This window comes from Pseudomonas lyxosi (genome assembly GCF_047758685.1).
In the GTDB taxonomy this organism is placed as follows: domain Bacteria; phylum Pseudomonadota; class Gammaproteobacteria; order Pseudomonadales; family Pseudomonadaceae; genus Aquipseudomonas; species Aquipseudomonas lyxosi.
Genome location: NZ_CP180481.1, coordinates 3234856 through 3261242, shown reverse-complemented (window position 1 = coordinate 3261242; position 26387 = coordinate 3234856). Strand labels below are relative to the sequence as shown.

21 protein-coding genes, 4 tRNA genes and 1 pseudogene are annotated in these 26387 nt (G+C 57.6%); 14 read left to right on the top strand and 12 right to left on the bottom strand.

What is annotated here, in order from left to right:
• Positions 1-24: 24 nt before the first annotated feature.
• Genes ACMXYI_RS15035 through ACMXYI_RS15015 form a run of 5 tightly spaced genes read left to right on the top strand, consistent with a single transcriptional unit; the run spans position 25 to position 4134 of the window.
• Positions 25-831, top strand: coding sequence for an alkaline phosphatase family protein (locus ACMXYI_RS15035; protein WP_415773768.1), 807 nt, complete (start codon positions 25-27; stop codon positions 829-831).
• A gap of 5 nt (positions 832-836) precedes the next feature.
• Positions 837-1673 (top strand): ABC transporter permease, encoded by an 837-nt coding sequence (locus tag ACMXYI_RS15030; protein ID WP_415773902.1) that lies wholly within the window; start codon positions 837-839, stop codon positions 1671-1673.
• On the top strand, positions 1660-2460 hold the full coding sequence (locus ACMXYI_RS15025) for an ABC transporter permease (protein ID WP_415773767.1): 801 nt from the start codon (positions 1660-1662) through the stop codon (positions 2458-2460). The genes ACMXYI_RS15030 and ACMXYI_RS15025 overlap by 14 nt, the downstream gene beginning before the upstream one ends.
• Positions 2457-3446 (top strand): ABC transporter ATP-binding protein, encoded by a 990-nt coding sequence (locus ACMXYI_RS15020; RefSeq protein ID WP_415773766.1) that lies wholly within the window; start codon positions 2457-2459, stop codon positions 3444-3446. Before ACMXYI_RS15025 ends, ACMXYI_RS15020 begins: the two co-directional genes overlap by 4 nt.
• Positions 3447-3480: 34 nt before the next feature.
• Positions 3481-4134 carry an HAD family hydrolase gene (locus ACMXYI_RS15015; protein WP_046056551.1) on the top strand — a complete coding sequence of 218 codons (654 nt, stop codon included), beginning with the start codon at positions 3481-3483 and terminating at the stop codon, positions 4132-4134.
• Positions 4135-4181: 47 nt separating this feature from the next.
• On the opposite strand, the gene ACMXYI_RS15010 is transcribed toward ACMXYI_RS15015, so the two are convergent.
• Entirely contained in the window at positions 4182-5144 is a 963-nt protein-coding gene (locus tag ACMXYI_RS15010; RefSeq protein ID WP_415773765.1) for a zinc-binding dehydrogenase, read from the bottom strand.
• 182 nt (positions 5145-5326) lie between these two features.
• Between ACMXYI_RS15010 and ACMXYI_RS15005 the strand changes: the two genes are divergently transcribed.
• Entirely contained in the window at positions 5327-7408 is a 2082-nt protein-coding gene (locus tag ACMXYI_RS15005; RefSeq protein WP_415773764.1) for a carboxy terminal-processing peptidase, read from the top strand.
• 147 nt (positions 7409-7555) lie between these two features.
• Positions 7556-9346: a bifunctional diguanylate cyclase/phosphodiesterase gene (locus ACMXYI_RS15000; RefSeq protein ID WP_415773763.1), complete on the top strand. Its 1791-nt coding sequence runs from the start codon at positions 7556-7558 to the stop codon at positions 9344-9346.
• Between the two features lie 49 nt (positions 9347-9395).
• Here the strand turns inward: ACMXYI_RS15000 and ACMXYI_RS14995 are convergent, their stop codons facing one another.
• The 5 genes from ACMXYI_RS14995 to ACMXYI_RS14975 form a co-directional block, all read right to left on the bottom strand.
• Positions 9396-9815, bottom strand: a complete 420-nt coding sequence (locus ACMXYI_RS14995; protein WP_415773762.1) for a sel1 repeat family protein — start codon at positions 9813-9815, stop codon at positions 9396-9398.
• Positions 9816-10187: a hypothetical protein gene (locus ACMXYI_RS14990; RefSeq protein ID WP_003223109.1), complete on the bottom strand. Its 372-nt coding sequence runs from the start codon at positions 10185-10187 to the stop codon at positions 9816-9818.
• A complete protein-coding gene (locus ACMXYI_RS14985; protein ID WP_033059241.1) occupies positions 10184-10525 on the bottom strand; it encodes a helix-turn-helix domain-containing protein in 342 nt (113 codons plus the stop codon). Before ACMXYI_RS14985 ends, ACMXYI_RS14990 begins: the two co-directional genes overlap by 4 nt.
• Before the next feature lie 113 nt (positions 10526-10638).
• On the bottom strand, positions 10639-11094 hold the full coding sequence (locus tag ACMXYI_RS14980; RefSeq protein WP_415773761.1) for a YkvA family protein: 456 nt from the start codon (positions 11092-11094) through the stop codon (positions 10639-10641).
• A 294-nt stretch (positions 11095-11388) separates the two neighbouring features.
• Positions 11389-12105: an FKBP-type peptidyl-prolyl cis-trans isomerase gene (locus ACMXYI_RS14975; protein ID WP_415773760.1), complete on the bottom strand. Its 717-nt coding sequence runs from the start codon at positions 12103-12105 to the stop codon at positions 11389-11391.
• A gap of 268 nt (positions 12106-12373) precedes the next feature.
• Between ACMXYI_RS14975 and ACMXYI_RS14970 the strand changes: the two genes are divergently transcribed.
• Both ACMXYI_RS14970 and ACMXYI_RS14965 read left to right on the top strand, forming a co-directional pair.
• A complete protein-coding gene (locus tag ACMXYI_RS14970; RefSeq protein ID WP_415773759.1) occupies positions 12374-14182 on the top strand; it encodes a di-heme-cytochrome C peroxidase in 1809 nt (602 codons plus the stop codon).
• Positions 14179-15312: a catalase family protein gene (locus ACMXYI_RS14965; protein ID WP_415773758.1), complete on the top strand. Its 1134-nt coding sequence runs from the start codon at positions 14179-14181 to the stop codon at positions 15310-15312. Before ACMXYI_RS14970 ends, ACMXYI_RS14965 begins: the two co-directional genes overlap by 4 nt.
• Positions 15313-15453: 141 nt before the next feature.
• Here ACMXYI_RS14965 and ACMXYI_RS14960 read toward each other — a convergent pair.
• The 4 genes from ACMXYI_RS14960 to ACMXYI_RS14945 all read right to left on the bottom strand — a co-directional run bounded on the left by ACMXYI_RS14960 (position 15454) and on the right by ACMXYI_RS14945 (position 15997).
• Positions 15454-15530 (bottom strand) — tRNA-Asp (locus tag ACMXYI_RS14960).
• A gap of 19 nt (positions 15531-15549) precedes the next feature.
• Positions 15550-15625: transfer RNA gene (locus ACMXYI_RS14955), tRNA-Val, on the bottom strand.
• Positions 15626-15825: 200 nt separating this feature from the next.
• Positions 15826-15902: transfer RNA gene (locus ACMXYI_RS14950), tRNA-Asp, on the bottom strand.
• Positions 15903-15921: 19 nt separating this feature from the next.
• A tRNA-Val gene (locus ACMXYI_RS14945) sits at positions 15922-15997 on the bottom strand.
• A gap of 160 nt (positions 15998-16157) precedes the next feature.
• On the opposite strand from ACMXYI_RS14945, the gene rdgC reads away from it, so the two are divergent.
• The 4 genes and pseudogenes from rdgC (at position 16158) to sugE (ending at position 18622) form a co-directional block, all read left to right on the top strand.
• Positions 16158-17078: a recombination-associated protein RdgC gene (gene rdgC, locus ACMXYI_RS14940; RefSeq protein WP_046049133.1), complete on the top strand. Its 921-nt coding sequence runs from the start codon at positions 16158-16160 to the stop codon at positions 17076-17078.
• A 19-nt stretch (positions 17079-17097) separates the two neighbouring features.
• Positions 17098-17184: pseudogene (locus ACMXYI_RS14935) on the top strand (metal ABC transporter ATP-binding protein); the annotation flags it as partial.
• 38 nt (positions 17185-17222) lie between these two features.
• Complete coding sequence (locus ACMXYI_RS14930; protein ID WP_415773757.1) at positions 17223-18188, top strand: bile acid:sodium symporter family protein; 966 nt, start codon at positions 17223-17225, stop codon at positions 18186-18188.
• Between the two features lie 119 nt (positions 18189-18307).
• A complete protein-coding gene (gene sugE / locus ACMXYI_RS14925) occupies positions 18308-18622 on the top strand; it encodes a quaternary ammonium compound efflux SMR transporter SugE (protein WP_008151200.1) in 315 nt (104 codons plus the stop codon).
• Between the two features lie 81 nt (positions 18623-18703).
• Here the strand turns inward: sugE and ACMXYI_RS14920 are convergent, their stop codons facing one another.
• Together ACMXYI_RS14920 and ACMXYI_RS14915 are read right to left on the bottom strand one after the other, a co-directional pair.
• Positions 18704-19465 (bottom strand): TenA family transcriptional regulator, encoded by a 762-nt coding sequence (locus ACMXYI_RS14920; protein WP_415773756.1) that lies wholly within the window; start codon positions 19463-19465, stop codon positions 18704-18706.
• A 78-nt stretch (positions 19466-19543) separates the two neighbouring features.
• Positions 19544-22003 (bottom strand): EAL domain-containing protein, encoded by a 2460-nt coding sequence (locus tag ACMXYI_RS14915; RefSeq protein WP_415773755.1) that lies wholly within the window; start codon positions 22001-22003, stop codon positions 19544-19546.
• 216 nt (positions 22004-22219) lie between these two features.
• On the opposite strand from ACMXYI_RS14915, the gene ACMXYI_RS14910 reads away from it, so the two are divergent.
• Entirely contained in the window at positions 22220-26386 is a 4167-nt protein-coding gene (locus ACMXYI_RS14910) for a hypothetical protein (RefSeq protein ID WP_415773754.1), read from the top strand.
• Position 26387 lies beyond the last annotated feature (1 nt).

Here is a 26387-nt window from a genome sequence, read left to right as displayed (position 1 = left end):
TCCTGTTGCGGAGTCATCGCCCCTATGAAGCACAACGTCATCCTTGTCGTGCTCGACGGCCTCAACTACGAAGTCGCGCGCCACGCCATGGGGCACCTGCAGGCTTATGTCGGCGCAGGACGCGCGGCACTCTACAAACTGGAGTGCGAACTGCCGGCCCTGTCCCGCCCCCTTTACGAATGCATCCTCACCGGCGTTCCGCCCATCGAAAGCGGCATCGTCCACAACAACGTCTCGCGCCTGTCCAACCAGCGCAGCATCTATCACTACGCCACGGATGCCGGCCTGACGACTGCCGCCGCGGCCTATCACTGGGTCAGCGAGTTGTACAATCGTTCGCCGTTCGTGGCGGCCCGGGATCGTCACACCGACGATCCGAAACTGCCGATCCAGCACGGGCACTTCTACTGGAGCGATCACTACCCGGATGCGCACCTGTTCGCCGACGCCGAAAACCTGCGCCTGCGGCACGCGCCGAACTTCTTGTTGATCCACCCCATGAACATCGACGACGCCGGGCACAAGCACGGCCTCGACACCCCGCAATACCGCAACAGCGCGCGCTTCGCCGACATCTACCTCGCGGATTACCTGCAAGGCTGGCTCGATGCCGGTTACCAGGTGCTGGTGACCGCCGACCACGGCATGAACAACGACCGTTCCCACAACGGCCTGCTGCCGGAAGAACGCGAAGTACCACTGTTCGTCCTCGGCGACGCTTTCAGCTTCAATGCCAACGCCGCACCGAAACAGACTGAAATCTGCGGCACCGTCTGCGAACTGCTGGGCGTGGCCCACGACAAACCTGTCTGCCGGGAGCTGCTCAAGTGAACGCCATGACTCGCGGCAAATGGCTTGCAGCGTTGTGCCTGGTGCCTTTCGCCTTGTTCTTTATCGTGTTCGAGATCGCCCCGCTGACCTGGGTAATGATCAACAGCCTGCAATCGGAAGAGTTCGGCTGGGGCCTGGCCAACTTCACCAAGATCTTCAATTCGAAGTTCTATTTGCAGGCGATCCAGTACAGCCTCGAGATCAGTTTCTGGTCCAGCGTATTTGGCATCATCATCGCGGTACTCGGCGCCTATTCCCTGCGCCGGGTCGACTCGAAACTGCGTAACTTCGTTAACGCCTTTGCCAACATGACCAGCAACTTCTCCGGCGTGCCCCTGGCCTTCGCGTTCATCATTTTGCTGGGGTTCAACGGCAGTTTCACGATCATGCTCAAGCAGGCCGGGATCATTCAGGATTTCAATCTGTATTCGAAAACCGGGCTGATCATTCTCTACACCTACTTCCAGATTCCATTGGGTGTGTTGCTGCTTTATCCGGCCTTCGACGCCTTGCGTGAAGACTGGCGTGAGTCCGCCGAACTGCTCGGCGCCAACGGCTGGCAGTTCTGGCGCCATATCGGTTTGCCGGTGCTGACGCCTGCGCTGCTCGGCACCTTCGTGATCTTGCTGGCCAACGCTCTTGGCGCCTACGCAACGGTCTACGCGCTGACCACCGGCAACTTCAACGTGCTGACAATCCGCATTGCGGCGATGGTTTCCGGCGACATTTCCCTTGACCCGAACCTCGCCAGTGCCCTGGCTGTGGTGCTCGTTGCGTTGATGACCCTGGTGACCATCGTGCATCAGCTGCTGTTGAAGAGGAGCTACCATGTCTCGCGCTGAACTGGGCGCCGCCGGCGTCTATCACCGGGTGGTGGTGTACCTTCTGTTGGCTATCCTGTTGTTGCCGCTGGTCGGGACGTTGATCTACTCGATCGCCAGCAGTTGGTCGGCGACCATTCTGCCTAGCGGCTTTACCTTCAAGTGGTACATCCTGCTGTGGAGCGATCCGCGCTTTCTGCATGCCTTCGGGCAGTCGTTGCTGGTGTGCGTCGGCGCGTTGATTCTGGCGGTGGTGCTGATTCTGCCACTGCTGTTCGTGGTGCATTACCACTTCCCCAAACTTGATGCGCTGATGAACATCCTGATCCTGCTGCCCTTCGCGGTGCCGCCGGTGGTGTCCTCGGTCGGGCTGTTGCAGCTCTATGGTTCCGGGCCGTTTGCGATGGTCGGTACGCCGTGGATTCTGATCGGCTGCTACTTCACCATCGCGCTGCCATTCATGTACCGGGCGATCACCAACAACCTGCAAGCGATCAACCTGCGCGACCTGATGGACGCCGCGCAATTGCTCGGCGCCAATACCTGGCAAGCCGCGTTCCTGGTGGTGCTGCCGAACCTGCGCAAGGGTTTGATGGTGGCGTTGCTGTTGTCGTTCTCGTTCCTGTTCGGTGAATTCGTGTTCGCCAACATCCTGGTCGGCACCCGCTACGAAACCCTGCAGGTCTACCTCAACAACATGCGTAACAGCAGCGGCCACTTCACCAGTGCGCTGGTGATCTCCTACTTCTTCTTTGTGCTGGTTCTGACCTGGGCGGCCAATATCTTGAACAAGGACAAAAGCGAATGAGCTATGTCAGCGTCCAACACCTGCAAAAAAGCTATGCCGGCACCACGGTATTCAGCGACATCAACTGTGAAATCAAAAAGGGTGAATTCGTCACCCTGCTTGGCCCATCCGGTTGCGGCAAATCCACGCTGCTGCGTTGCATTGCCGGCCTGACTTCGGTCGATGGCGGCAAGATTCTGCTGGAGGGTGTCGATCTGGTGCCGATGAGTCCACAGAAACGCGGGATCGGCATGGTGTTCCAGAGTTACGCACTGTTCCCCAACATGACCGTGGAGCAGAACGTCGCCTTCGGTTTGCGCATGCAGAAGGTCAACGCCGACGACAGCCAAAAGCGTGTCGCCGAAGTGCTGGGGCTGGTGGAACTGAAAGACTTTGCCACCCGTTATCCGCATCAACTGTCTGGCGGCCAGTGCCAGCGTGTGGCCCTCGCCCGCTCGTTGGTCACGCGACCACGGTTGCTGTTGCTGGATGAACCGTTGTCGGCCCTCGACGCGCGGATTCGCAAGCATTTGCGCGAACAGATCCGTCAGATCCAGCGCGAACTGGGCTTGACCACGATCTTCGTCACACACGATCAGGAAGAAGCGCTGACCATGTCTGACCGGATTTTCCTGATGAATCAGGGAAAGATCGTACAGAGCGGCGACGCCGAAACCCTCTACACCGCGCCAGTGGATGTGTTTGCCGCAGGTTTTATCGGCAACTACAACCTGCTGGACGCCGACAGCGCCACAAAACTGCTGCAGCGACCGATTACCCACCGCATCGCGATTCGCCCGGAAGCTATCGAACTGAGCCTGAACGGCGAACTCGACGCGCAAATCCGCAGCCACAGCCTGTTGGGCAACGTGATTCGCTACCGGGTCGAAGCCCGGGGCGTGGAATTGGTGGTGGATGTGCTGAACCGCTCGGCGGCCGATCTGCATCCCGATGGTCAGCGTCTGGCGCTTTCCATCGATCCGACGGCCCTGTGTGAGGTAGCCTGATGACTTTGCTGATGTTGAAGAGAGAACCGCACTGATGGCCCTGGCAATTTTTGATTTGGACGAAACCCTGATCCACGGCGACTGCGCCACCCTCTGGAGCGAGCAAATGGGTCGCCTGGGCTGGGTCGATCCCGAGTCGTTCATGCGTCAGAACAACGAACTGATGGACGCCTACAGCCACGGCAAACTGCGGATGGAGGAGTACATGACCTTCAGTCTGGAGCCGATGATCGGGCGCACACCGGAAGAGGTCGACCATTTGGTAGGGCCTTGGGTGGAAGACTTCATCGAGCCGATCATTTTCAGTGACGCCACCAAAGCCATTGCGGCCCATCGCAAGGCCGGTGACCGGATATTGGTGATTTCGGCATCGGGTACGCATCTGGTGAGGCCAATCGCCGATCGTTTGGGCATTGACGAAATTCTCGGCATCGAACTGGAAGTGACGCATGGGGTTTATAGCGGCAACACCGTTGGCACGCTGACCTACCGCGAAGGCAAGATCACTCGTTTGCTGGAGTGGCTGGATGCAGAAGAGGAAAATCTGGAAGGGGCGAGTTTCTACTCCGACTCACGCAATGATTTGCCGTTGCTGCTGAAAGTAGATTTCCCACACGTGGTAAACCCGGATCCGGTGCTGCTTGAGCACGCCGAAAAGGCCGGCTGGCCGATCCATCTCTGGAAGTAACCCTTGGCCTGATCGTTCCCACGCTCCGCGTGGGAACGATCTATCTATCAAGTCAGGCTTTCGTCAATCACCAGCACCAATTTCCCCGACACCTTATTAGTCGCCAACTCCGCAAACGCCGCTTCGGCGTCCTTGATCGGAAAGGTCTTGGCCAACTGCGGACTCAAACGTCCTTCAGTAAACAACGGCCAGACATGCTGGCTGAGATCGCTGAACAGATCCGCCTTGAACTGTTCGTCGCGACTGCGCAAGGTCGAACCCAGCAGTTGCACGCGCTTGGTCAGTACCTGCGCCAGATCCAGCTGCGCCTCACGACCGCCCATCAGGCCGATCAGCACCCAGCGACCATCGCGCGCCATCAGTTTCAGATTCAGCGCGGCGTAGTTGCCGCCCACCGGGTCGAGAATCACATCGAACGGCCCCAGGTCGCTCAAGCTGTCCAGATCCCCGTTGCGAACAACCCCTCCTTGGGCTCCCAGCGCTTCGCAGTAAGCCAAACGCTCGGCGGAACCGACGCTGACCCAGCACGGGTTACCAAACGCCTTGCACAGCTGAATGGCAGCTGAACCGATACCACTTGCTCCGGCGTGCAGCAGAACTTTCTCACCCGGCTTGAGCGCAGCCAGTTGAAACAAATTCAGCCAAACGGTCGCATACACTTCTGGCAACGCTGCCGCCTCAGCCAGGGACAAACCTTCGGGTACCGGCAACACATGCCGTCCGTCGACAACTACCTCCTCGGCCATCCCGCCCCCGGCCAGCAAGGCGCAAACCCGATCCCCGACTTGCCAGGATGAGCCCGGCCCCACCTCGCTGATTACCCCCGAACACTCAAGACCCAGTACCTGACTGGCTCCCGGCGGTGGCGGATAAAGACCCGCCTTCTGTAACAAATCGGCTCGATTGAGACCCGCAGCCGCCACTCGAATCCGAACTTGTCCTACATCGCATGTAGGACTGGGCTCTTCAACCCACTCCACTCGACCTTCAACGCCTTGCAATGCTTTCACAGTGCCTCCATAGTGAGTCTGGACTGAGCCCGTAGCTGTAGCGCCGGGCTTTCTTGCATTATGCGACCGGCCCTGGGGCCTATACGAAATCTAGCAGGCAGTTTTCGTATAGAACCTGGAGGTACCGGCGACTTCAAAGACGGCCTAATATGCGTGATCAATTGTCCCCGCGTCGAATCAGCATGAAGCATTTTTTCCCCAGCACCGCCCTAGCCCTATTCATTGGTATCGGTCTGTTGCCGATGTCGACCAATTCGTTTGCAGCCAATAGCTGGGACAAGCTTCAGCCTGATCGTGACGAAGTGATCGCCAGCCTGAACGTCGTCGAGTTGCTCAAGCGCCATCACTACAGCAAGCCGCCGCTCGATGACGCGCGCTCCGTGATCATCTATGACAGCTACCTCAAGCTGCTGGACCCGTCGCGCAGCTATTTCATGGCCAGCGACATTGCCGAATTCGACAAGTGGAAAACCCAGTTTGACGACTTCCTCAAAAGCGGCGACCTGAACGCCGGGTTCACCATCTACAAGCGCTACCTGGACCGCGTCAAGGCGCGTCTGGACTTCGCACTTGCCGAGTTGAACAAAGGCGTCGACAAGATCGACTTCACCGCCAAGGAAACCTTGCTGATCGATCGCAAGGACGCCCCGTGGCTCAAGTCCACCACTGAACTCGACGACCTGTGGCGCAAACGCGTCAAGGACGAAGTCTTGCGGCAGAAGATCGCGGGCAAGGACTCCAAGCAGATTCAGGAAACCCTGACCAAGCGCTACAAGAACCAGTTGGCGCGCCTGGACCAGACCCGTGCGGAAGACATCTTCCAGGCGTACATCAACACCTTCGCCATGTCCTACGACCCGCACACCAACTATCTGTCGCCGGATAACGCGGAAAACTTCGACATCAACATGAGCCTGTCCCTCGAGGGCATTGGCGCCGTGTTGCAGAGCGACAACGACCAGGTGAAAGTCGTACGTCTGGTGCCTGCCGGCCCGGCCGACAAGACCAAACAAGTCGCACCGGCCGACAAGATCATCGGCGTTGCCCAGGGCAACAAAGAGATGGTGGACGTGGTCGGCTGGCGCCTGGACGAAGTGGTCAAGTTGATCCGTGGGCCGAAAGGCACCGTGGTGCGTCTGGAAGTGATCCCGGCCAGCAATGCGCCGAACGACCAGACCAGCAAGATCGTCCCGATCACCCGCGAAGCGGTGAAGCTTGAAGACCAGGCGGTGAAGAAGTCGGTCCTCAACCTGAAACAGGACGGCAAGGACTACAAGCTTGGCGTCATCGAGATCCCGGCCTTCTACCTCGACTTCAAGGCTTTCCGTGCTGGCGATCCGGACTACAAGAGCACCACTCGCGACGTCAAGAAACTGCTGACCGAGTTGCAGAAAGACAAGGTCGACGGCGTGGTCATCGATCTGCGCAACAACGGCGGCGGTTCCCTGCAGGAAGCCACCGAGCTGACCAGTCTGTTCATCGACAAAGGTCCGACCGTTCTCGTGCGTAATGCCGATGGCCGGGTCGATGTACTGGAAGATGAAAACCCGGGGGCCTTCTACAAAGGGCCGATGGCGTTGCTGGTCAACCGCTTGTCTGCCTCGGCTTCGGAGATTTTTGCCGGCGCCATGCAGGACTATCACCGCGCGTTGATCATCGGCGGCCAGACCTTCGGCAAAGGCACCGTGCAGACCATTCAGCCGCTGAACCATGGCGAACTGAAACTGACCCTGGCCAAGTTCTACCGGGTTTCCGGTCAGAGCACCCAGCATCAGGGCGTACTGCCGGATATCGATTACCCGTCGATCATCGACACCAAGGAAATCGGCGAAAGCGCACTGCCTGAAGCCATGCCTTGGGACACCATCCGCGCGGCCATCAAGCCTGCGGTCGACCCGTTCAAGCCATACATTTCGCAGCTTAAATCCGAGCATGACGCACGCTCGGCCAAAGACGCCGAGTTTGTGTTTATCCGCGACAAGTTGGCCCTGGCCCAGAAGCTGATGGAAGAAAAAACCGTCAGCCTCAACGAAGTCGATCGTCGTAAGCAACACGCCGACATTGAAGCCAAGCAACTGGTCATGGAAAACATCCGTCGCAAGGCCAAGGGTGAAGAGCCGCTCAAAGAGCTGAAGAAAGAAGACGAAGACGCGATCGCGGCCGAGCCAGACAAGACCAAACCAGAAGACGATGCCTACCTGAGCGAAACCGGGCGGATTCTGTTGGACTACCTGAAACTCAATACCACGGTAGCCAAGCACTAAGTTGTTACAAGCAAGATGATGGCAATTTAATGCTGACGCTCCCCGGAGCGTCATCAAACAGTCATCATTCTGTCGTGAAATAAAGGACTGGGAGCCCTCTTTATCCAAGAGGTGCTCCCAGTCCTTTTTTTATCGCCAGAGAAAGCCATGACCACCACAGAACAGCTGAGTGCCTTGAGTTCCATACTGGCTCAAAGCGGTTTGCACAGCCTGTTCCAGCCGATCATTTCCCTCTCTGAGCGACGTATTGTCGGTTACGAAGCCCTTAGTCGCGGCCCCTCCAACAGTCCGCTGCACTCCCCTCTCGCACTGTTCGCCGTGGCCCGTCAGGCCGGCCGCTTGAGCGAGCTGGAAATCGCTTGCCGTCAAAGTGCCTGCCGACGTTTCAATGAGCAGCAACTGCCCGGCAAACTGTTCCTCAACGTTTCCCCTGAATCGCTGCTCGAAGCCGCCCACCAACCCGGGCGCACCCTGCAATTGCTGCAGGACTTCGGTATACCGCCGAGTCAGGTGGTGATCGAACTGACTGAACAAACCCCGACCGACGATTTCGAGCTGCTGCAAACCGCGCTGCATCACTATCGAGCGATGGGGTTTTCCATTGCTCTGGATGATCTGGGCGCAGGCTATTCGAGTTTGCGGCTGTGGTCCGAATTGCGTCCGGACTACGTGAAGATTGATCGACACTTCATCGACGGCATTCATCAGGACGCCCTCAAGCGCGAATTCGTCGGCTCGATCCTGCAAATCGCCAAGGCCTCGCGGGCACAAGTGATCGCCGAAGGTATCGAGCTGCCGGAAGAACTCGCGGTGCTGACCGAGATGGGCGTCGATCTGGTTCAGGGTTATCTGCTCTGCCGCCCCCAGGAACATCCACCTCGTGATGCCCGAGCCCTGATGCCCAAACGTGAAAGCACAGTGGTGGCGTTGAATGATGAAGTCAGCGACCTCAGCGCCCTGCTCAACGACCAACCGGCAGTGGGTCGCGATACACCGACCGCCACGGTGCTGGAAGCCTTTCGCCGCCAGGCCAACCTGAACTCCCTGGCGGTGCTCGACGAGCAAGGCCAGCCCTGCGGCATCGTCCACCGGCATTCGCTCTCCGATGCACTGCTCAAACCTTTTGCCACCGACTTGTTCGCCCGCAAGCCGATCAGCCGTTTAATGAGTGATGACTTCCTCGCCGTTGAGATGAGCCAGTCGTTGCAACAAGTGAGTCGCCTGATCACCAGCCGCGCACGGCAGCGCATCGAAGAAGACTTCATCATCACCCTCAACGGCGGTTACCTGGGACTGGGCCGAGTGATCGACGTACTTAAACTGATTACCGAACTGAAGATCCAGCAAGCCCGTTACGCCAACCCGCTGACCCTGTTGCCGGGCAACGTGCCGATCCAGCAATGCCTGACGCGGCTACTGCAACAGCAACGGGAATCGGTGATCTGCTACGTCGACATCGACAGTTTCAAACCCTTCAACGACATCTACGGCTACGGCCGTGGGGACGAAGTCCTGCTATGCCTGGCGCAATGCCTGAATGATCGCGTCGACCCTTCCCGCGACTTTGTAGGCCATATCGGTGGCGATGACTTCCTGCTGGTGCTCGGCCCGGAAGACTGGCGCAAACGCTTGAACCAGTTGCTGGATGACTTCCAGAGCCAATGCCGACGCTTTTATCGCAGCGAACACCTGGAAGCGGGCTGCTTCATTGCCCCGAACCGTCAGGGTGTGCGGCAGGAATTTCCGTTGCTGTCGTTGTCGATCGGTGTTGTGCATTTACATCCACAGGCCTGTGGACAACTCGATGCAAGCCAGTTGGCGGAGATGGCATCGCAGGCCAAGCATCACGCGAAGAATGTGCCGGGGTATAGCGTGCATGTGATTGATAGTCTGGCGGTGCCTGAAGCCGAAGAAGAATTGCTCGTCGGGCAGCGGTGATTGCTGATCTTGATCGTTCCCACGCTCTGCGTGGGAACGATCATTCAACTCAGATTGAGGGCGGTGCCTCGGAACCGCGAGACGCCAACTCTTTCAGTTTTAGCTCGGCCAGCGGATGCCCCGCCTTCGCAGCGATCCCCCAAAACCGCGCAGCTTCAACCGCATCCGGCGCCTTGCTCGGCGTTCCGGCGAGACTGATCACGCCAACTTGATACGCCGCTTTGCCATCCCCCGCCAACGCCGCCAGGCGCAGCAATCGCACTCCCTCTTCGCGAGCACCAAGGCCGACGCCGCGAAAGGTCAGGATGTGGCCATAGAAGCTCTGGGCGCCAACATCACCCAGGTTCGCCATGCGTGCGAACTGGCCTTCGAGCCAGCTCCAGCCACGCGGTTGGCGCACAAACCATGACCAGTGAAACAAGCGGCGAGCCAGCCAGTAGCTGGCCCGCGCCTTGAGTTTTAAAAACACTCAGGCCTCCGCCGATTCCGGGTACTCATATTCGAACACCCGCACCACTTCCGAGGCATGCCAGGACGCTGCGGCCACCCCATCGGACGGCCCGGAGAAACGCCCCAGACGTTCGACACATTCAAAGAATCCGGTGCGCGGCAGGCGGCTGGCGCCCTGGCTGATCACCAGCGAACTGCGCAATGGCTGCTCGGCTTTGGCGTCCAGCGCGGCCAGATGTTCAAGCGCGGCGGTCAGGGTTTGCATGGCCGGTGTGGGCAGCTGCAAACGCTCGAGCAACGCCCGGTATGTCAGAAGATGACGCTGGCGACGCGCCTGATCCAGTTCGCCTAGCAACCCGTCCCAATGTTGACGACTGATGCGTACGCTCACGATTCATCCCTCCACCCTGGCACCGTCAATTCCCAGGCCAGGCTGCGGCGAATCGCAGCGTCGGGTAGACGCTCGCCACTTTCAATCAAGGCCAGATAAGACGGGCTGATGCCTACCGTGCGGGCCAACGCCTCGATGGCGATGCCCTTCCCTTCGCGCAAACTGCGTAGTTGATCCAGACCCGGAAGAATCTGGTCTGGTGTTGCCGCGTGACGCTCTGGGGCGACCTGCGGCGGTTGTTCATTGATGCCTGCTGCTTTTAGTAGAGCCTGATACTGAGCCCATGGCAGAACCGCATACTCGGGCTCTCCTTCGCGTGTAATTATCTGAATATCCATGACTACCCCGTAGGACAACAACACTTAGCGAGTCGGCACTTTTCCCTAGAAGTGTAATCCTAACAGCGGCCAAGGTCGCGGGGGTATCAATCTATGGATGAGATTGAATCAGTTCAGTTTTTTTTCGGCCCCTGAAGTTGAAGTTGTTCCGGGGTATCGGGCAGGCGTTCGACCACCGCAAGCTTTTCCGGCAACTGACGCTTGCGCCAGGCGCGGAAGGCGTTGAGTTCATCGTCGAGAACTTTCATCAGCCAGGCCAGCACCGCGATGTCATCGAGCATGCCGAACACCGGAATGAAGTCCGGAATGGCATCCAGCGGACTGAGGAAGTACATCAGGCCAGCCACGACCGATATCAGGGCCTTGGGGCTGATGGCCCGATACTCACCGCGCCAGTAAGCCAGGCAAAGTGCCTGCAACAGGCGTAGATCATCCTTGAGCTTGCCCAGCCGGTTACCCTGGCTGGCACCTTTGCTGGCCACCGCGAAGAGCAAGGTCGGCAAACGTCCACGCGCGAGCAGGCGTCCGGCCAGAGGCAGGAAACGAGCGAAATTCCAGGGCGTTTTCATCATTCCTCCCACTGAAATGTTATCCACACAAATTGTGGATAACCTTGTGAACAGAGCTGCATTTCACGGCTGAAAGCCCCGTTTCATAAGGGCCCAACTCAGATCGGGCGTTTTTTACTCACATAAAAAAACCCAAGATTTCATTGACTTGGCGCTCTGGCGCGGCTAGCACAGGCGTCCTCAATGGCTATGACTCCACCCTACAGCATCCGTTCGCTTTGTTTACCTTTGCTGAACGCCAGATGCAACAACGCCCCGCATTAAGCGAGGCGTTGTTTTTAGAGCAGACGCTGATTACTTGGCAGGAGCGTCTTGTTTTGCTGGATCCTTGATTGCCAGCAGCTCCAGGTCGAATACCAGCACCGAGTTGGCTGGAATCGCCGGGCTTGGGCTTTGGGCGCCGTAAGCCAGCTCGCTAGGGATGTACAGTTTGTACTTCTCGCCAACGTGCATCAGTTGCAGGCCTTCGACCCAACCCGGAATCACACCGCTGACCGGCAGATCGATCGGGCTGCCACGCTCGACGGAACTGTCGAAAACGGTGCCGTTGGTCAGGGTGCCGGTGTAGTGAACGGTCACTACGTCGGTCGGCTTAGGCTGTGCGCCCTCGGCTTTCTTGACCACTTCATACTGCAGGCCCGAAGCAGTGGTGGTTACACCGGCTTTCTTGGCGTTGTCTTCGAGGAATTTCTTGCCGGCAGCTGCCGACTCTTCGCTCATTTTGGCCATACGCTCTTCAGCACGCTTTTGCAGCGCTGCGAAGGCTTCGACCAGTTCGTCATCCTTCAGCTTCTGTTCTTTCTTGCCGACGGCATCTTCGATGCCTTGGGCTACGGCTTTGGAGTCCAGATCATCCATACCTTCCTGAGCCAGGCTCTTGCCCATGTTCAGGCCAATCCCGTAGGAAGCTTTTTGCGCCGGGGTTTTCAGCTCTACGCTGGTCTGCGAATCACAACCCGCAAGTACCAGGCTAACCAGGGCCACCGCCGCCGCCAACCGATGCTGTTTCATGCTATTTCCTTGTTCATGCGCCTAAAGGGCAATCGAATAAAGCCGCGAGCTTATCAGGCGGCCACGACCAATGGCTACCGGCATGAGAGCAGGAAACTTCTGATAAGTTCAGGTGTTTTAACGCATTTCGGGAATGGGCTGATGAAGCTTCTGTCATCTTGCGCCCACAAAGACCGATAGCAGAACCCCAGCATCTGGCGTAATGGCCACTTGCCGCATCCCAGGTGCTGAGGCATAAGGAAGCTTCAAATCGACATGGATGTTTATCTTGCGCCTCTTCTTTCGCTTGCTGGTTCTGTTCGCAGTGCTGCTGGGGCTGGGCCTCGCCGTGGTTCTGTATTACGTCGCCAATCCGAAGCTACCGGCCTGGTCACCCGTGCAGCAGGTGCATTACCTGGAGCAATGGAGCGCCAGCGACCGCGAAATTTACTACTTCACGCCCCAGGGTACTCAGGTCAAAGGCTTGCGCTATGACTGGTTCAAGGCCCTCGAATTACCGTTCTCGCAACAGCGATTCGCCGTTCCCGAATACCTCGCCCGCTTCGGTTTTCTGATCGACCCCAGCCAAAGACCCACGCCGAACAACCCCGGCAATCTGCCCGTGGGTTTTGCCCGTCATCAGAACCCTGGAAGCCAGGATGAGTTTCTGGACATCACCTGCGCCGCCTGCCACACCGGCGAACTGCGCTTTAACGGCCAGGCCGTGCGCATTGATGGCGGTTCGGCGCAGCACGTTCTGCCATCCAGCGTTCCTACGTTGCGCGGCGGCAGTTTCGGACAAGCGCTGGTAGCGAGCCTGACGTCGACTTACTACAACCCGTGGAAATTCGAACGCTTCGCACGCAACGTGTTGGACCAGGACTACGATGCCCGGCATCAACAACTGCGCAAAGACGTCAAAGTCTCGCTCGACACGTTCTTGAAGGTGGCCTGGAACGACACCCATCGCGGGCTCTATCCCACCGAAGAAGGCCCCGGCCGCACCGACGCTTTCGGGCGCATTGCCAACGCCAGTTTCGGCGATGCGATTTCCCCCGCCAACTACCGTGTGGCCAACGCTCCGGTCGACTATCCGCAACTGTGGGACATGTGGACCTTCGACTGGGTGCAGTGGAACGGTTCGGCGCAACAACCGATGGCCCGCAACATTGGCGAGGCCTTGGGTGTGGGCGCCACGCTGAATTTCTTCGACGCTAACGGCCAACCGCTCAAAGGTGACGCTCGTTATCCGTCCAGTGTCCGCTTGCGCGATCTGCACCTGATCGAACAAACCCTGCAACGGCTCAAACCACCGGCCTGGCCGGAAGAACTGCTGGGCGCCATCGACAAAACCCAGGCCGCAAAAGGTCGCGAATTATTCACCGAGAACTGCGCCGGCTGCCATGTACCTCGATCGGTCCAGAGCGACGGGCGCTGGGTGCAACATCTGAAAATGCTGCCCGTGGAGTTCATCGGTACAGACCCGGGCGCGGCCAATAACATCGCCGACCATCGCTTCGACCTCACAGCCTTGCAATGGGACCCGGCAGAGCTGGCGCAACTGGATGTGCAGTTGCAGCCGACACCCACTGAATCGCTGGATTTGAGCAAGCTCTCATCGGCTAAAGGATTGGCCTACATCACCGCTTTCGTCGGAAACCGGGCCTATCGCGAAGCAAACATTCCTACAGCAGAACGACCGGACATGGATGGCTTCGGCCTGCCGATTGGCGTGCGCGAATTGCGCGCCTACAAGGCGCGACCATTGGCGGGAGTCTGGGCGACCGCACCGTTTCTGCATAACGGTTCGGTGCCGAGCATTTATCAGTTGCTCTCGCCCCAGGATGAACGCGCAACCACCTTCTACAAAGGCACTTTCGAGTACGACCCCAGGCACCTGGGCTATCGCACCGAGGCCTTCACCAATGGATTTTTGTTCGACACACGCATCACCGGCAATCACAACAGCGGCCACGAATTCCGGGCAGGCAAGCGTGGCGACGGCGTTATCGGCCGCCTGCTGCAACCAGAAGAGCGCTGGGCGCTGCTGGAGTATCTGAAAGTGTTGGGTGGCCCGTTAGAGGCGCAATTGCCATGAGTAGACTCTGGATGCGTTTTGGCGCCTTTCTCGGCAAAACCGTGCTGTGGTCGCTGGGCCTTGGATTGCTCGGCTGGGCACTGACCACGGCATGGTTCGCGTGGCAGCACAGCGGCCCGGTTTCGGCTGAAGAACTGATTCCGGATGGCGAATCAGCGATGACCCAAGACATCATCCAGACCGCCGTACGCATCGTCGATCAGCACCGTGAAAGCACCCGCTACCTGCGCGACGCCCATGCCAAGGCCCATGGCTGCGTGAAGGCCGAGGTTCAGGTGCTGCCGGATCTGGCGGGCGAACTGCGTCAGGGTGTGTTCAGCGAACCCGGAAAAACCTGGCAAGCAACGATGCGGCTGTCCAACGGCAATGCCTACCCGCAGTTCGACAGCATCCGCGATGCACGGGGCATGGCGATCAAGTTGCTCGATGTGCCCGGTAAACAACTGCTGCATGATCAACAGAGTCGTGGCGAACAGGACTTCGTGATGTTCAGCCATCCGAACTTCTTCGTCAGCGATGTCGCCGAGTACCGTCAGAATGTAGCCGCACAGGCTGACGGCAAAAAGCTGATGGCGTTCTTTCCAGGTTGGGACCCGCGGACCTGGCAGGTTCGCCATCTGTTTATCGCGCTGGCGACACTCTCACCCGCCCCGGAAAGCCCGACCCAGGCGACTTACTTTTCGGTTTCGCCCTACAAATTCGGCGAAGCCAATGCCAAGTTCCGCGTCATGCCCGATCCGGCAAGCTGCCCGACCTACACCCTGTCCGCGCAAAACCAGAAGTTGCCGAACTTCCTGCGCAATGCGTTGAACCAGCAACTGTCGACCGACCGGATGCCGGCCTGTTTCGTCCTGCAGATACAGCGCCAGGACCCGGCCAAGTACATGCCGATCGAAGACACGAGCATTGAATGGCAGCAAAGCGATGCTCCGTTCGAGACCGTGGCGCGGATCAACGTACCCGCCCAGGACTTCGATACGCCTGCGCTGAACGTGCAATGCGATAACCAGTCGTTCAACCCGTGGTTTGGCCTCGCGGCTCATCGCCCCATTGGCGGCATAAACCGGTTGCGCAAAGCCGTGTACGAAGCCGTGAGCGACTACCGACACAGCCGCAACGCCGAACAATAAGAAGGCAGAACGAAAAAAAGCGACCCGAAGGTCGCTTTCTCGGTGGAGCCTCGGCACAAGCCAAACCCCAGACAGCAAAAAGCCCGCATTAAGCGGGCTTTCTGTGGTGACCTGGCGTTCAGCGTTCCAGGTGACCGAATATGGCGCAGCGGACGGGACTCGAACCCGCGACCCCCGGCGTGACAGGCCGGTATTCTAACCGACTGAACTACCGCTGCGCGTAGCGTTGAAAGTAAGTGGTGGGTGATGACGGGATCGAACCGCCGACATTCTGCTTGTAAGGCAGACGCTCTCCCAGCTGAGCTAATCACCCTTTACCTTCGTTGCGGGGCGCATTGTGCCACAGATTTTCATAAAGTGTTGATTTAATTGAATAATTCTTCAAAAAAATCCGAAAACCCATAAAACGACGCGACCTGCAGGAACAACTTACAAACGTTGGACAGAAAAAAACCCGCGTTAAGCGGGCTTTTCCGTGGTGACCTGGCGTTCAGCGTTCCAGATAACCGAATATGGCGCAGCGGACGGGACTCGAACCCGCGACCCCCGGCGTGACAGGCCGGTATTCTAACCGACTGAACTACCGCTGCGCGTAACACTGGAAGCGAATGGTGGGTGATGACGGGATCGAACCGCCGACATTCTGCTTGTAAGGCAGACGCTCTCCCAGCTGAGCTAATCACCCTTCACTTTCGGTGTGGCGCGCATTCTACGGAGCGACCACATCTCTGGCAAGCACTTTTTTAATTAATTTTTTCAGGCCTTCCAAAGGCTTAGAGAAGGGTTGGCCTATGGCGCCGCGAAGAGAATAATGCCCCCCTTTGTATAAAGGAGAGACTCGCCCCATGTGGTTCAAAAACCTGCTTATCTATCGCCTGACCCAAGATCTGCCTTTTGATGCCGAGGCGTTGGAAACTGCACTGGCCACCAAACTGGCGCGTTCATGTGCAAGCCAGGAGTTGACCACCTACGGTTTCGTCGCGCCATTCGGCAAGGGCGAAGATGCTCCGCTGGTGCACATCAGCGGCGACTTCCTGCTGATCGCCGCGCGTAAAGAAGAGCGCATTCTGCCGGGCAGCGTCGTGCGTGACGCGGTGAAGGAAAAGGTCGAAGAGATCGAAGCCGAACAAATGCGCAAGGTCTATAAAAAAGAACGCGATCAGATCAAGGATGAAATCATCCAGGCCTTCCTGCCGCGCGCCTTTATTCGTCGTTCGTCGACTTTCGCTGCCATCGCGCCGAAACAGGGCCTGATCCTGGTCAATTCGGCCAGCCCGAAACGTGCCGAAGACCTGTTGTCCACCCTGCGTGAAGTCATCGGCACGCTGCCGGTACGTCCGCTGACCGTGAAGATGTCCCCTACCGCGACCATGACTGAATGGGTCACCACCCAGAAAGCCGCGGACGATTTCTTCGTGCTGGACGAGTGCGAGCTGCGTGATACCCACGAAGACGGCGGCATCGTGCGTTGCAAGCGCCAGGACCTGACCAGCGAAGAAATCCAGCTGCACCTGAGCACCGGCAAAGTCGTCACTCAGCTGTCGCTGGCCTGGCAAGACAAGCTGTCTTTCGTACTTGACGACAAGATGGTGGTCAAGCGTCTGAAGTTCGAAGACCTGCTGCAAGACCAGGCGGAACAGGACGGTGGCGAAGAAGCCCTCGGCCAACTGGACGCCAGCTTCACCCTGATGATGCTGACCTTCGGTGACTTCCTGCCGGCGCTGGTTGAAGCGTTGGGCGGCGAAGAGACTCCGCAGGGTATCTAAAAGTTTGTGATCTCAAACTGTGGGAGCGAGCCTGCTCGCGAAGGCGTCATGTCAGTCAGCATCATTGTTGAATGACAGACCGCTTTCGCGAGCAAGCTCGCTCCCACATTGGTTTTATGGTGTTACTCAAATAAGGATCAGGCCATGCGCGCACTGGCTGCATTGAGTCGGTTTGTCGGCAACACCTTCGCTTACTGGGTACTGATTTTTGCCGTCGTGGCGTTCCTGCAACCGACCTGGTTCATCGGCCTGAAGAGCGCGATCGTGCCGTTGTTGGGGCTGGTGATGTTCGGCATGGGCCTGACCCTCAAACTTGAAGACTTCGCCGAAGTCGCTCGCCATCCATGGCGTGTGGCTCTGGGCGTGGTTGCGCATTTCGTGATCATGCCCGGTGTGGCGTGGTTGCTTTGCCAGGCTTTCCACTTGCCACCGGAGATCGCTGTCGGCGTCATCCTGGTCGGCTGCTGCCCTAGTGGCACCTCGTCTAACGTGATGACCTGGCTGGCCCGCGGCGATCTGGCGCTGTCGGTGGCCATCGCCGCTGTCACCACCCTCCTCGCCCCGCTGCTGACCCCGGCGCTGATCTGGCTGCTGGCCTCAGCCTGGTTGCCGGTGTCGTTCATGGAGTTGTTCTGGTCGATCCTGCAAGTGGTGCTGTTGCCGATCGTGCTTGGCGTGGTTGCCCAGCGCCTGCTGGGTGATCGGGTTCGCCACGCGGTGGACGTGCTGCCGCTGATCTCGGTAGTGAGCATCGTCATTATCGTCACAGCCGTGGTGGCCGCCAGCCAGGCGAAGATCGCCGAATCCGGCCTGCTGATCATGGCCGTGGTGATGCTGCATAACAGCTTCGGCTATCTGCTGGGTTACTTCACCGGGAGGCTGTTCAAATTGCCACTGGCCCAGCGCAAATCCCTGGCGCTGGAAGTCGGCATGCAGAACTCCGGGTTAGGTGCGGCCTTGGCCAGTGCGCACTTCTCGCCGCTGGCGGCGGTGCCGAGTGCGTTGTTCAGTGTCTGGCACAACATCTCCGGGGCGCTGCTCTCGACGTATTTCCGCCGGATGAGTGAGAAAGAAGATCGGGAAACAGAGGCTCAGCAGGCTATCGACTGATCCGAAAACTTGATCCTCGGGTTAATGATGGGCACTCTATTGCGCAACGCGAGGACGACCTCGCGGCTCGATCGAGTCATTAATCTGGGGACGACCCCGTCAATCGATGGAGGTCTCTCATGTCCTGGATCATTCTGTTTTTCGCCGGCCTGTTCGAAGTTGGCTGGGCCGTCGGCCTGAAATACACCGATGGCTTCAGCCGCCCTCTCCCCACCGCATTGACCGTCGCTGCCATGGCCATCAGCCTTGGCTTGCTGGGCCTTGCCATGAAGGAATTGCCGCTGGGCACGGCCTACGCGATCTGGACGGGTGTCGGTGCGGTCGGGACGGTAATTGCCGGGATCATTCTGTTCGGTGAATCCATGGCGTTGTTCAGGCTTGCCAGTGTGGCGCTGATCATTTCCGGGCTGGTCGGACTGAAGATCAGCGCCTGACTGTTTGCTGCCATTACGAAAAAGCCCGCCCCCCTTTCGATACAGGGGGAGCGGGCTTTTTCAATGGCGTGTATCAACCGATCAGCTCTCGGCCAGCTCCATGCGTCCACGCGCGACAGGAGCCTTTTCCGCATGCTCAAGCTGCATGCAACGCTCCAGGAACAGGAACATGTAGTCGTAGCTCTTGCAGACTGCGTGACGCAATTCCACTTGCAGGGATTTGCTTGGGTTCATGCCGGCCAGCGTGCAGATGATTTCCAGCGCTTCCCACGGATGGGCATCGTCGTACTGGGCATGCATCTTCAACCACTTCATGGCCCGTTTGCGATCTTCCTCGGGGAATGATGCCGCGTAGACGCCACTGGAACAGACCAGCGCCGACCACTCCCCGGTCGCACCTTCAATGGCGTAGTTGGTGGCGGCAATGGCAACGATCAGCGAATCCGACGAACTGGTGTGCCAGCACCAGTGGCTCAAGGCGTGAAGTTCAGGGGCAACCTTTTGCGCTTGCAAATCTTCCAGGCTGACACCGTGAGCACGGCTCCAGTGCACCCAGTAATCGGCATGGTTCAATTCGACGCGTATGTTACGCATTAGCCAGCGACGCGCCATGTCTTCACCTGGATGGCGGGCAAAACGAGTCTTGGTCAGGTTCTGTGCCATATATAACGCGAACTGTTCGACTACCGGCCAGCCACCAATCAGGTACTGACGCATGGTCTTTGCACTGAGTTTGTTATCACGCAGACGCTTATACAGTTCGTGTTCGACAACCCGGCGTTTGCTCTCACTGCAATCCTGGATCAGGCTTTGAGCCCAGGCGGGATAACTTGCAGCTTCCATGAGTGGTCCGGTTCGATTGAATGTATCGATCACTGTCGAGCTCCTTTTGATTGTGATTATAAGGATCAGCAAGAGATTTCAACGGAACGTGCCAGGCGCCTTGAATAACAAAGGCTGAGGCCTGGCTGGACGACTTTGTAAACTGTCGCAGGTAAACAAATGCGGGCGTTCAATAACATACCCTTGAGCGTAATCCACCCCGATCTCCAGCAATGCCTGCTCGATCAGGGGTGTTTCAACAAACTCGGCAATCGTACGCTTACCCATTACATGACCGATGTGATTGATCACTTCGACCATGGCGCGGTTAATCGGGTCGTCCAGCATATCCTTTACGAAACTCCCGTCGATCTTCAAGAAGTCTACAGGTAAATGTTTCAAGTAAGCGAACGAGGACATTCCGGCGCAAAAATCATCCAGTGAAAAGTGGCAACCTAAACCTTTGAGTTCATTAATAAATCTGATTGCACTTCCAAGATTGGAAATAGCACTGGTTTCAGTGATTTCAAAACAAATCATTTCAGGCGGTATGGAGTAAGTAACAAACTGTTCACGCAGGAAGTGCAGAAACGCCTCATCTCCGATAGTTGTGCCTGACAGATTAATCGCACACATGGCCAACGGCCCTTTGCGCTGTTCGGCTATACATTGGGCAATGACTTTGAAAACGTTCTGCACAACCCAGCGGTCAAGGGACGTCATCAGACCATAACGTTCGGCAGCCGGAATAAAACTGTTGGGTAAAATCATGCGTCCGGCTTCGTCATGCAGGCGCAACAGAATTTCAATATGTCCACCGCCCTTCTCGATATGACCAAGCGGCGCGATTTCCTGGGCGTACAGACAGAAGCGGTCCTCTTCCAGCGCCATGTGCAAGCGCTGCACCCAAGCCATCTCGCCGAAGCGCAGGGACAGTTCCGAATCATCGGCGTGATAGACCTGAACCCGATTGCGGCCCTTCTCCTTGGCCATGTAGCAAGCCATGTCGGCAGCGCGTAGCGAGGCTTCGAGAGTCATAGGATTCTGAGCGACGTGAACCAGCCCGATGCTCACAGTGGTCACGAACGGTCGGCCTTTCCAGACGAAGTGCAGGTTCTGCACGGTCTGACGCAGGCCTTCGGCGATTTTTTCGGCGGCTTCCGGGGCGCAGTTCTCCAGCAGGACGCCAAACTCGTCGCCCCCCAGCCGGGCCAGGGTATCGCCTTCGCGCAAACCGGATTGCAACAGAGCGCAGATATGCCGCAGTAACTCGTCACCCGCCGCATGGCCGCAGGTATCGTTGACCAGTTTGAACTGATCCAGATCGAGGAACATCAGCGCATGGCGCCCCGACTGCCGTGTCAGGTTGTGCAGCGCCTGTTCCAGGCGATATTCGAACTCGCGACGGTTGGCGAGTCCGGTCAAGGCGTCATGGGTCGCCTGCCAGGACAGATTGGCAATGTACTGTCGCTCCTGGGTCATGTCGTGCAATACCAGCACGGTACCGCTGACCTTGCCGGCGTTGCGGATCGGCGCACCGACCAGGGTGACCGAAACCGTGCTGCCATCCAGGCGCTGGATCAGTTTTGAGTGTTCGCTGCCACCGCTCAGCTGTCCGCTCAAAATGTGCTCGATCAACGTGAAGCCATCGGCCTGAGCGTTCTCGTCCAGCAGATTGAACAGCGCCGCCAGCGGCAAACCCGTCGCCTGTTCGGCCTTCCAGTGGGTCAGCGCCTCGGCGGCCGGGTTCATGTAGGCGATCGCGCCGTCGACATTCGTGGTGATCACGCCATCGCCGATCGATTGCAAAGTGATTTGTGCCCGGTCTTTCTCCAACTGCAGAGCGTCGGCGAAGGCATGGCGCTGCTTGAGCAGTTTGTGCGTGCGCATCAAGGCCAGGACGATCAAACCCAGGGCCGTGGCGAGATTGGTCACCAGCAACAACCGCAGGATCATCCGCGAGCCTTCGCCCAAGGCATCGCTGAAGGCCTTCGCTGCCGGTGTCACACTTTCGTTGATGACGAATATCTGATCCTTCCAGCGCTTGATATCGGCATCGGTGGCCTGACGGGTGGTGATGCGCTGATGCATCTCCCGCGCAATGGCATCGAGTTGCACCAGATACGCATCGCCCACCGTCCAGAGGTTGATGGCTTTCTCGTGGTAACTGAAGTGCCGGAAATTCAGGTACAGCCAGATCACACTATTGATGTCATCCGGGTGGTTGCCGCCCTTGAGGATCGCCACGCGCGCGGCTTCGATATTCGGCGGCTGATGATCCAGCGCCATACGCAATTCGTGGCCACCCTGAGGCACGGCAATCGCGTTCTGGTATTTGTTGAATATCGTCTCGTCGTGACTGTCGGCGTAGAGATTGAGGTAATAGATGGCGTCTTTCTGGCCCTTGGACCAGAGGCTTTCACCGGCAACGTAGCCACGAACCGCCGACAGCACGTACAGGCTGACGCCACCGAGCATCGCCTGAAACAGCACGACAGCAATAAATGGCCAGACGATGCCCAACAACCGTGGCGTTCCGAGAGTCCGCGCTTGATTCATGAGGTCCCTTTTTAGCACTGCCAGATCATCATCCAACGTGATCGCTACAGCTAGACTAGGGTGCGTTCCCGGTTCCGGCAAGCAGAGGACCGGCCTCAATGCCGTACACGTGCGCCCCCTATAGATATATACCGCCAAAGCAGGTTTGGAGATCTGTTTACTGGGCACTTCGGGTTCCCCCTATCCGTTGCGGGAACCCTTCCAAAGGAGTGCAACATGACAGAGACGTCTCTACCTTCACCAGATCAACACCCTCTATCACCGGCGGACGAAGAATTTCGCGCCAGACAGACTCTGGGACTCGACGACGCCCCGGATATCGAACACTTGCGCCTGCGCCCCACTGCCCAGGATCGAAGAGGCTTCAAGGCTATTCAGCGCGCGACCCCCGACCTCGCGCAACGCATGACCATCGATACTTACAAGACAAAACGCATCAATGTTCAAATCACCGACACCGTGAAGGCTTTCCTGAACGGCAAGCGTTCGTTAATCGGTCATCTAGGCGCCTCTGTACTGGCTTCCGCCTCCATTGATCAACTGCGCGCGACACCCTCTGTATTCCTCCAGCAAATGCTGAACACGGTCGAAGCAAAAGAGCTGGGCGACAGGCTGCTCAAGGCGCTCAAGTGGTATGGCGCAGGCCCTGGCGAACAGACTTCGGCGTCCGTGCGCCATCAACTGGTTTGCAAAGCCATATGCCTTTACTTGCACGCCCCGTCAGCGGATGAGCCACAGGAACTCGCCGGATTCCGCTGGCAAGACACGGCTCACTGGGGCAAAAGCTATCAGACCCTGCGCAGCGATTTTGAACAGCACTTGCTGCGCACCAAACGGGTCACTGATGCAAAAGAGGCGACCTTTCTCGCTCGTGTGTTCGAGACCCGCCTCTCAAAGGACTTCGCTGTGCGCGATATCCCGCCCGACCTTCCTTACAAAAGCTCGGTGGTGTGGGTGAACTTCATGCACGGCGTGCTGCTGGCAGATGAACTCGGCCTTGATCGATTGCAACCGCTGTCCTTTCAACAACTCGTCGACCTGCCCCTGACCCGGAGCGCCGATGCCTCGTCCGAACAACTTGAGAAGATTACTCGACTGAGGATGGGGCCAGCACTGGAATGGGCGGTCTGCTGCGGCATCGTTCAATCGCGAAAACAATCCGATTACGACGAGGACGATATGAAACGGGCGATGGCGGCTCTGGAAAGCCACAGCGAGAGCCTGAACAACGCCGTTATGACACTCGATTTGCCGCCCCCTGAAAGACTGGAGATGGCCAAACGGGTAAAGGATGATCTGTTTGGCGATGCAATGTTCGAATGGGACGGGCGCAAGTTGCTGCGTGATGAGCGACCGACCAGTTTTGGGTTCAAAGACACGCCCTCATTGAAGCTGCCAGGCCACGCATTCCTCGATGTCTATGCCGACGGCCAATTGGATGACGGAAGAAAATGGTTTGTAACCCAGTCCGATGGGAAAACACGAACCAGTCACTGGATCAAGATTGACGATAAGCGAACCCTGCAACATGAGGAATTTCGCAAAGCTCATGGGGGGATCGAAAGGCGCGTTATTACCACATACAGGGGCAAGACGCTGCCTGATATCAACAAGCAGTTTGAAACAGACTTCACAAACTACCTCTCGAGAATCAGAACGGCTTATCAGACCCTGATCACGAGTCTGCTGACCTCACTGCCACTGGCCGACCGCCGGGCCCTTGAATGGGGTGACGTCCGGCTGCTGAGCCTGCACCTGGAAGAAAGAATCATCAAGATAAGGGGAGACATCCGGCCAAGAAAAGGTTTCGTTCTACAGGTGACCCACAATCATGAAATCACCTATTACGAACTGATCCCGAGTGCTGGTTTCATTCGTTGCCGACCCCACCTGAGAGTTTCAACAATCAACGGGGTTCGCACCACGTTTCCGTTGCACGCCTCGATCCCCGGACAAACATATACGGCTGAAATCAGCACTACGCTGCTTATCGATTGGACCGCTCACTTGAAAGGCACACGGCCTGCTGACAGGGCGTACTGCATAGCGATCCTCGGCGTGGTAGGTGACGTGCCCGCAGCTGTATCGCCAAACGCAGTCGTTAGCGAAGTGACAACGCAAGCATCTGTCCGGTTGAATGAAGTGGCCCACTACATTGCAATGAATCTGCTGTTCGTCGATGAACGGCAGTTGCATTCCCAGGCCCGCGGCATGACGGCATTCGACACCCTCAGGGCCATAGGCGAACAACGGCGGCAGAATTTCATAGAGCTGGTCAAAGGCTTTGTGCCCTTCTGGGGCAGTATTGAGGACCTTTTATCGGGCAAAACTGACCGGATACTCGCAGGCGTGGCCGGACTCGTGCTGGATCTGGCTTCATTCATCAGCCCTATCGGGAAATTCATGTCGGGTTCGGTGCGGTTGATCAGGGCCGGGACCACAGCCTCGCGCATGACCGTCAAAGCAAGTCTGCCCTCCTTTTCAACGTTGACCCGAAAACTGCTGACCGCTTCGGCGAGAAACCTGAACCCGCTGGACGGGGTTCCGACACTGGTCAAGACAATGGGAAGCGGCGCGTGGAAAGGACTGCACACGGCGGGACGCTTAGGTGTTAGCGGGTTCAAGAAACTGACAGGACACGCCGACAGCTACCGACTGGTGCACAACCTGCCCCAGACAACCGATCCGGGACGCTGGAAGCCGCTGACAAGCAATGATCGACTGGCAACGGTCAACGGTGTCGATGATGTACTTGTGCGCAATACCAGCCTGTCGGACCTGACCCGATTCCACCCCGTCGATCCGGTGACGTCCTTGCCCTATGGCCCCCGCCTGCACAATCACAGCAAAAACCTCATACAGGGCCGGTCAACCTTCAAAACGTTACCTCCTGCCGAATCCCACGTCCTGGTAGAACTCCCGGAAAACGCCCATATCCGTGAAGTACTTGAGGTCGATGGTCGAACCACACTGTTCGTTGATGACATTCCCTATCGTCTGGACGGCAACCAACTGCGCCGTGCCGACTTGATTGATGACCAGGCAATGTTCAAATCCTTGCCTTGCCGGGTACGACGTAGCCCGGGTGACGAGGTATGCACGACCACATTCGTCACCCGTGATCCGGCACCTACGCCGGCCATTGGTAGCCAGGACGAAAGCAAAGGTTGGGCACCGTGGTTCGGGGACACTCTCTATACGCCGGCCAACCCGGGACAGCCTCTGTTACTGAAAACCCTGAAAAACCAGGACCAACTCACGGCTTCGATGGAATTTCAAAAAGGGATTTACGGGCGAATCAAAGCGCGTATTCCCCTCTCGCGCTCGAATCAGCTGGATACCATTGAGGCCGGCGCCATCATCGTCCCGTCAATGGACGGTTCAAAGCACTATGTGTTCACCCGACTGGATGCGGGAGATTTTTACGTCACCGAGCGTCTTCCGGGGCAAAGCTTTTCCACCCCCCTGACACTGCGCAAGGCACAAACCTTGCCCGCCGACCTGGCTGAGGAATTGAAGACGGTTTATACCGGATCGCTCAATGCCAATAACATGGCAAGGATTCACGGCATAGAAGCGGTGGAACGTGCGATGAAAACCATGGATGAAATTGCCATTCCGATTGGCGGCCACGTGAATCCGCCGGATACGCTCAGACTGCTCAGGGTGGATACCAGCCCCGGTGAAGCGGTACTGTTCGACCATTCCACACGAATGATTGTCAGCACATTTCCGACCGGGGCGACGTCCTGGTCTCGCAGCGGATCCGCTCCGGAACCCTTTCGCCAAAGAGCCGCGGAAATCTTCGATACGCTGTTCGTTGAGAAAACCATCACTGTCGGGATGAACAGTAACTTGAAAATCAATAAGACAATGGAGAAGTTCCAGAAACTGCTTCCCCACGATCTTAAATCACGGAACGCCAGAAACATCGCCTACGCCGACGTCGTGACGCCGACCGGAAAACGCGAGGTTTATGTCAGCGTTTCAGGTGCGCAAGGACTTACCGGAGAACTACCGCTGTTCAAACCTCCGTTCGCCTCGGATGGAGTCATTATCAACGGGACCACCTACTTCAATATCGACGTAGGCCAGACATTTACCAGAACTGCGTTGAACGTCACAAACGAAGGAAAGGTACTGGCCATTCCGCACACGATAAAGGACATCGACACCTATAAGCCGACGATGACCAGCCGACCGACTTCTTTGGACAGCGAGTCCAAGCTGATCAGCGCACTCCGACAAAAGTACCCGAATCGTGAAATGATCACATCGGTCAACGTGGCCACGACCATGCCGCCATGCAACAGCTGTTCTGTTGTCATGAAAGAGTTCGGCTATGACGGCACGGCAGGTGCTCTGGAAGTTCTGTGGAGATGAA

Excerpts from the sequence above, each read along its gene's own strand:
- ACMXYI_RS15035 (WP_415773768.1), top strand. The coding sequence starts at position 25 with ATGAAGCACAACGTCATCCTTGTCGTGCTCGACGGCCTCAACTACGAA.
- ACMXYI_RS15030 (WP_415773902.1), top strand. The coding sequence starts at position 837 with ATGACTCGCGGCAAATGGCTTGCAGCGTTGTGCCTGGTGCCTTTCGCC.
- ACMXYI_RS15025 (WP_415773767.1), top strand. The coding sequence starts at position 1,660 with ATGTCTCGCGCTGAACTGGGCGCCGCCGGCGTCTATCACCGGGTGGTG.
- ACMXYI_RS15020 (WP_415773766.1), top strand. The coding sequence starts at position 2,457 with ATGAGCTATGTCAGCGTCCAACACCTGCAAAAAAGCTATGCCGGCACC.
- ACMXYI_RS15015 (WP_046056551.1), top strand. The coding sequence starts at position 3,481 with ATGGCCCTGGCAATTTTTGATTTGGACGAAACCCTGATCCACGGCGAC.
- ACMXYI_RS15005 (WP_415773764.1), top strand. The coding sequence starts at position 5,327 with ATGAAGCATTTTTTCCCCAGCACCGCCCTAGCCCTATTCATTGGTATC.
- ACMXYI_RS15000 (WP_415773763.1), top strand. The coding sequence starts at position 7,556 with ATGACCACCACAGAACAGCTGAGTGCCTTGAGTTCCATACTGGCTCAA.
- ACMXYI_RS14985 (WP_033059241.1), bottom strand. The coding sequence starts at position 10,525 with ATGGATATTCAGATAATTACACGCGAAGGAGAGCCCGAGTATGCGGTT.
- ACMXYI_RS14980 (WP_415773761.1), bottom strand. The coding sequence starts at position 11,094 with ATGAAAACGCCCTGGAATTTCGCTCGTTTCCTGCCTCTGGCCGGACGC.
- ACMXYI_RS14975 (WP_415773760.1), bottom strand. The coding sequence starts at position 12,105 with ATGAAACAGCATCGGTTGGCGGCGGCGGTGGCCCTGGTTAGCCTGGTA.
- ACMXYI_RS14965 (WP_415773758.1), top strand. The coding sequence starts at position 14,179 with ATGAGTAGACTCTGGATGCGTTTTGGCGCCTTTCTCGGCAAAACCGTG.
- rdgC (WP_046049133.1), top strand. The coding sequence starts at position 16,158 with ATGTGGTTCAAAAACCTGCTTATCTATCGCCTGACCCAAGATCTGCCT.
- ACMXYI_RS14930 (WP_415773757.1), top strand. The coding sequence starts at position 17,223 with ATGCGCGCACTGGCTGCATTGAGTCGGTTTGTCGGCAACACCTTCGCT.
- sugE (WP_008151200.1), top strand. The coding sequence starts at position 18,308 with ATGTCCTGGATCATTCTGTTTTTCGCCGGCCTGTTCGAAGTTGGCTGG.
- ACMXYI_RS14920 (WP_415773756.1), bottom strand. The coding sequence starts at position 19,465 with ATGGAAGCTGCAAGTTATCCCGCCTGGGCTCAAAGCCTGATCCAGGAT.
- ACMXYI_RS14915 (WP_415773755.1), bottom strand. The coding sequence starts at position 22,003 with ATGAATCAAGCGCGGACTCTCGGAACGCCACGGTTGTTGGGCATCGTC.
- ACMXYI_RS14910 (WP_415773754.1), top strand. The coding sequence starts at position 22,220 with ATGACAGAGACGTCTCTACCTTCACCAGATCAACACCCTCTATCACCG.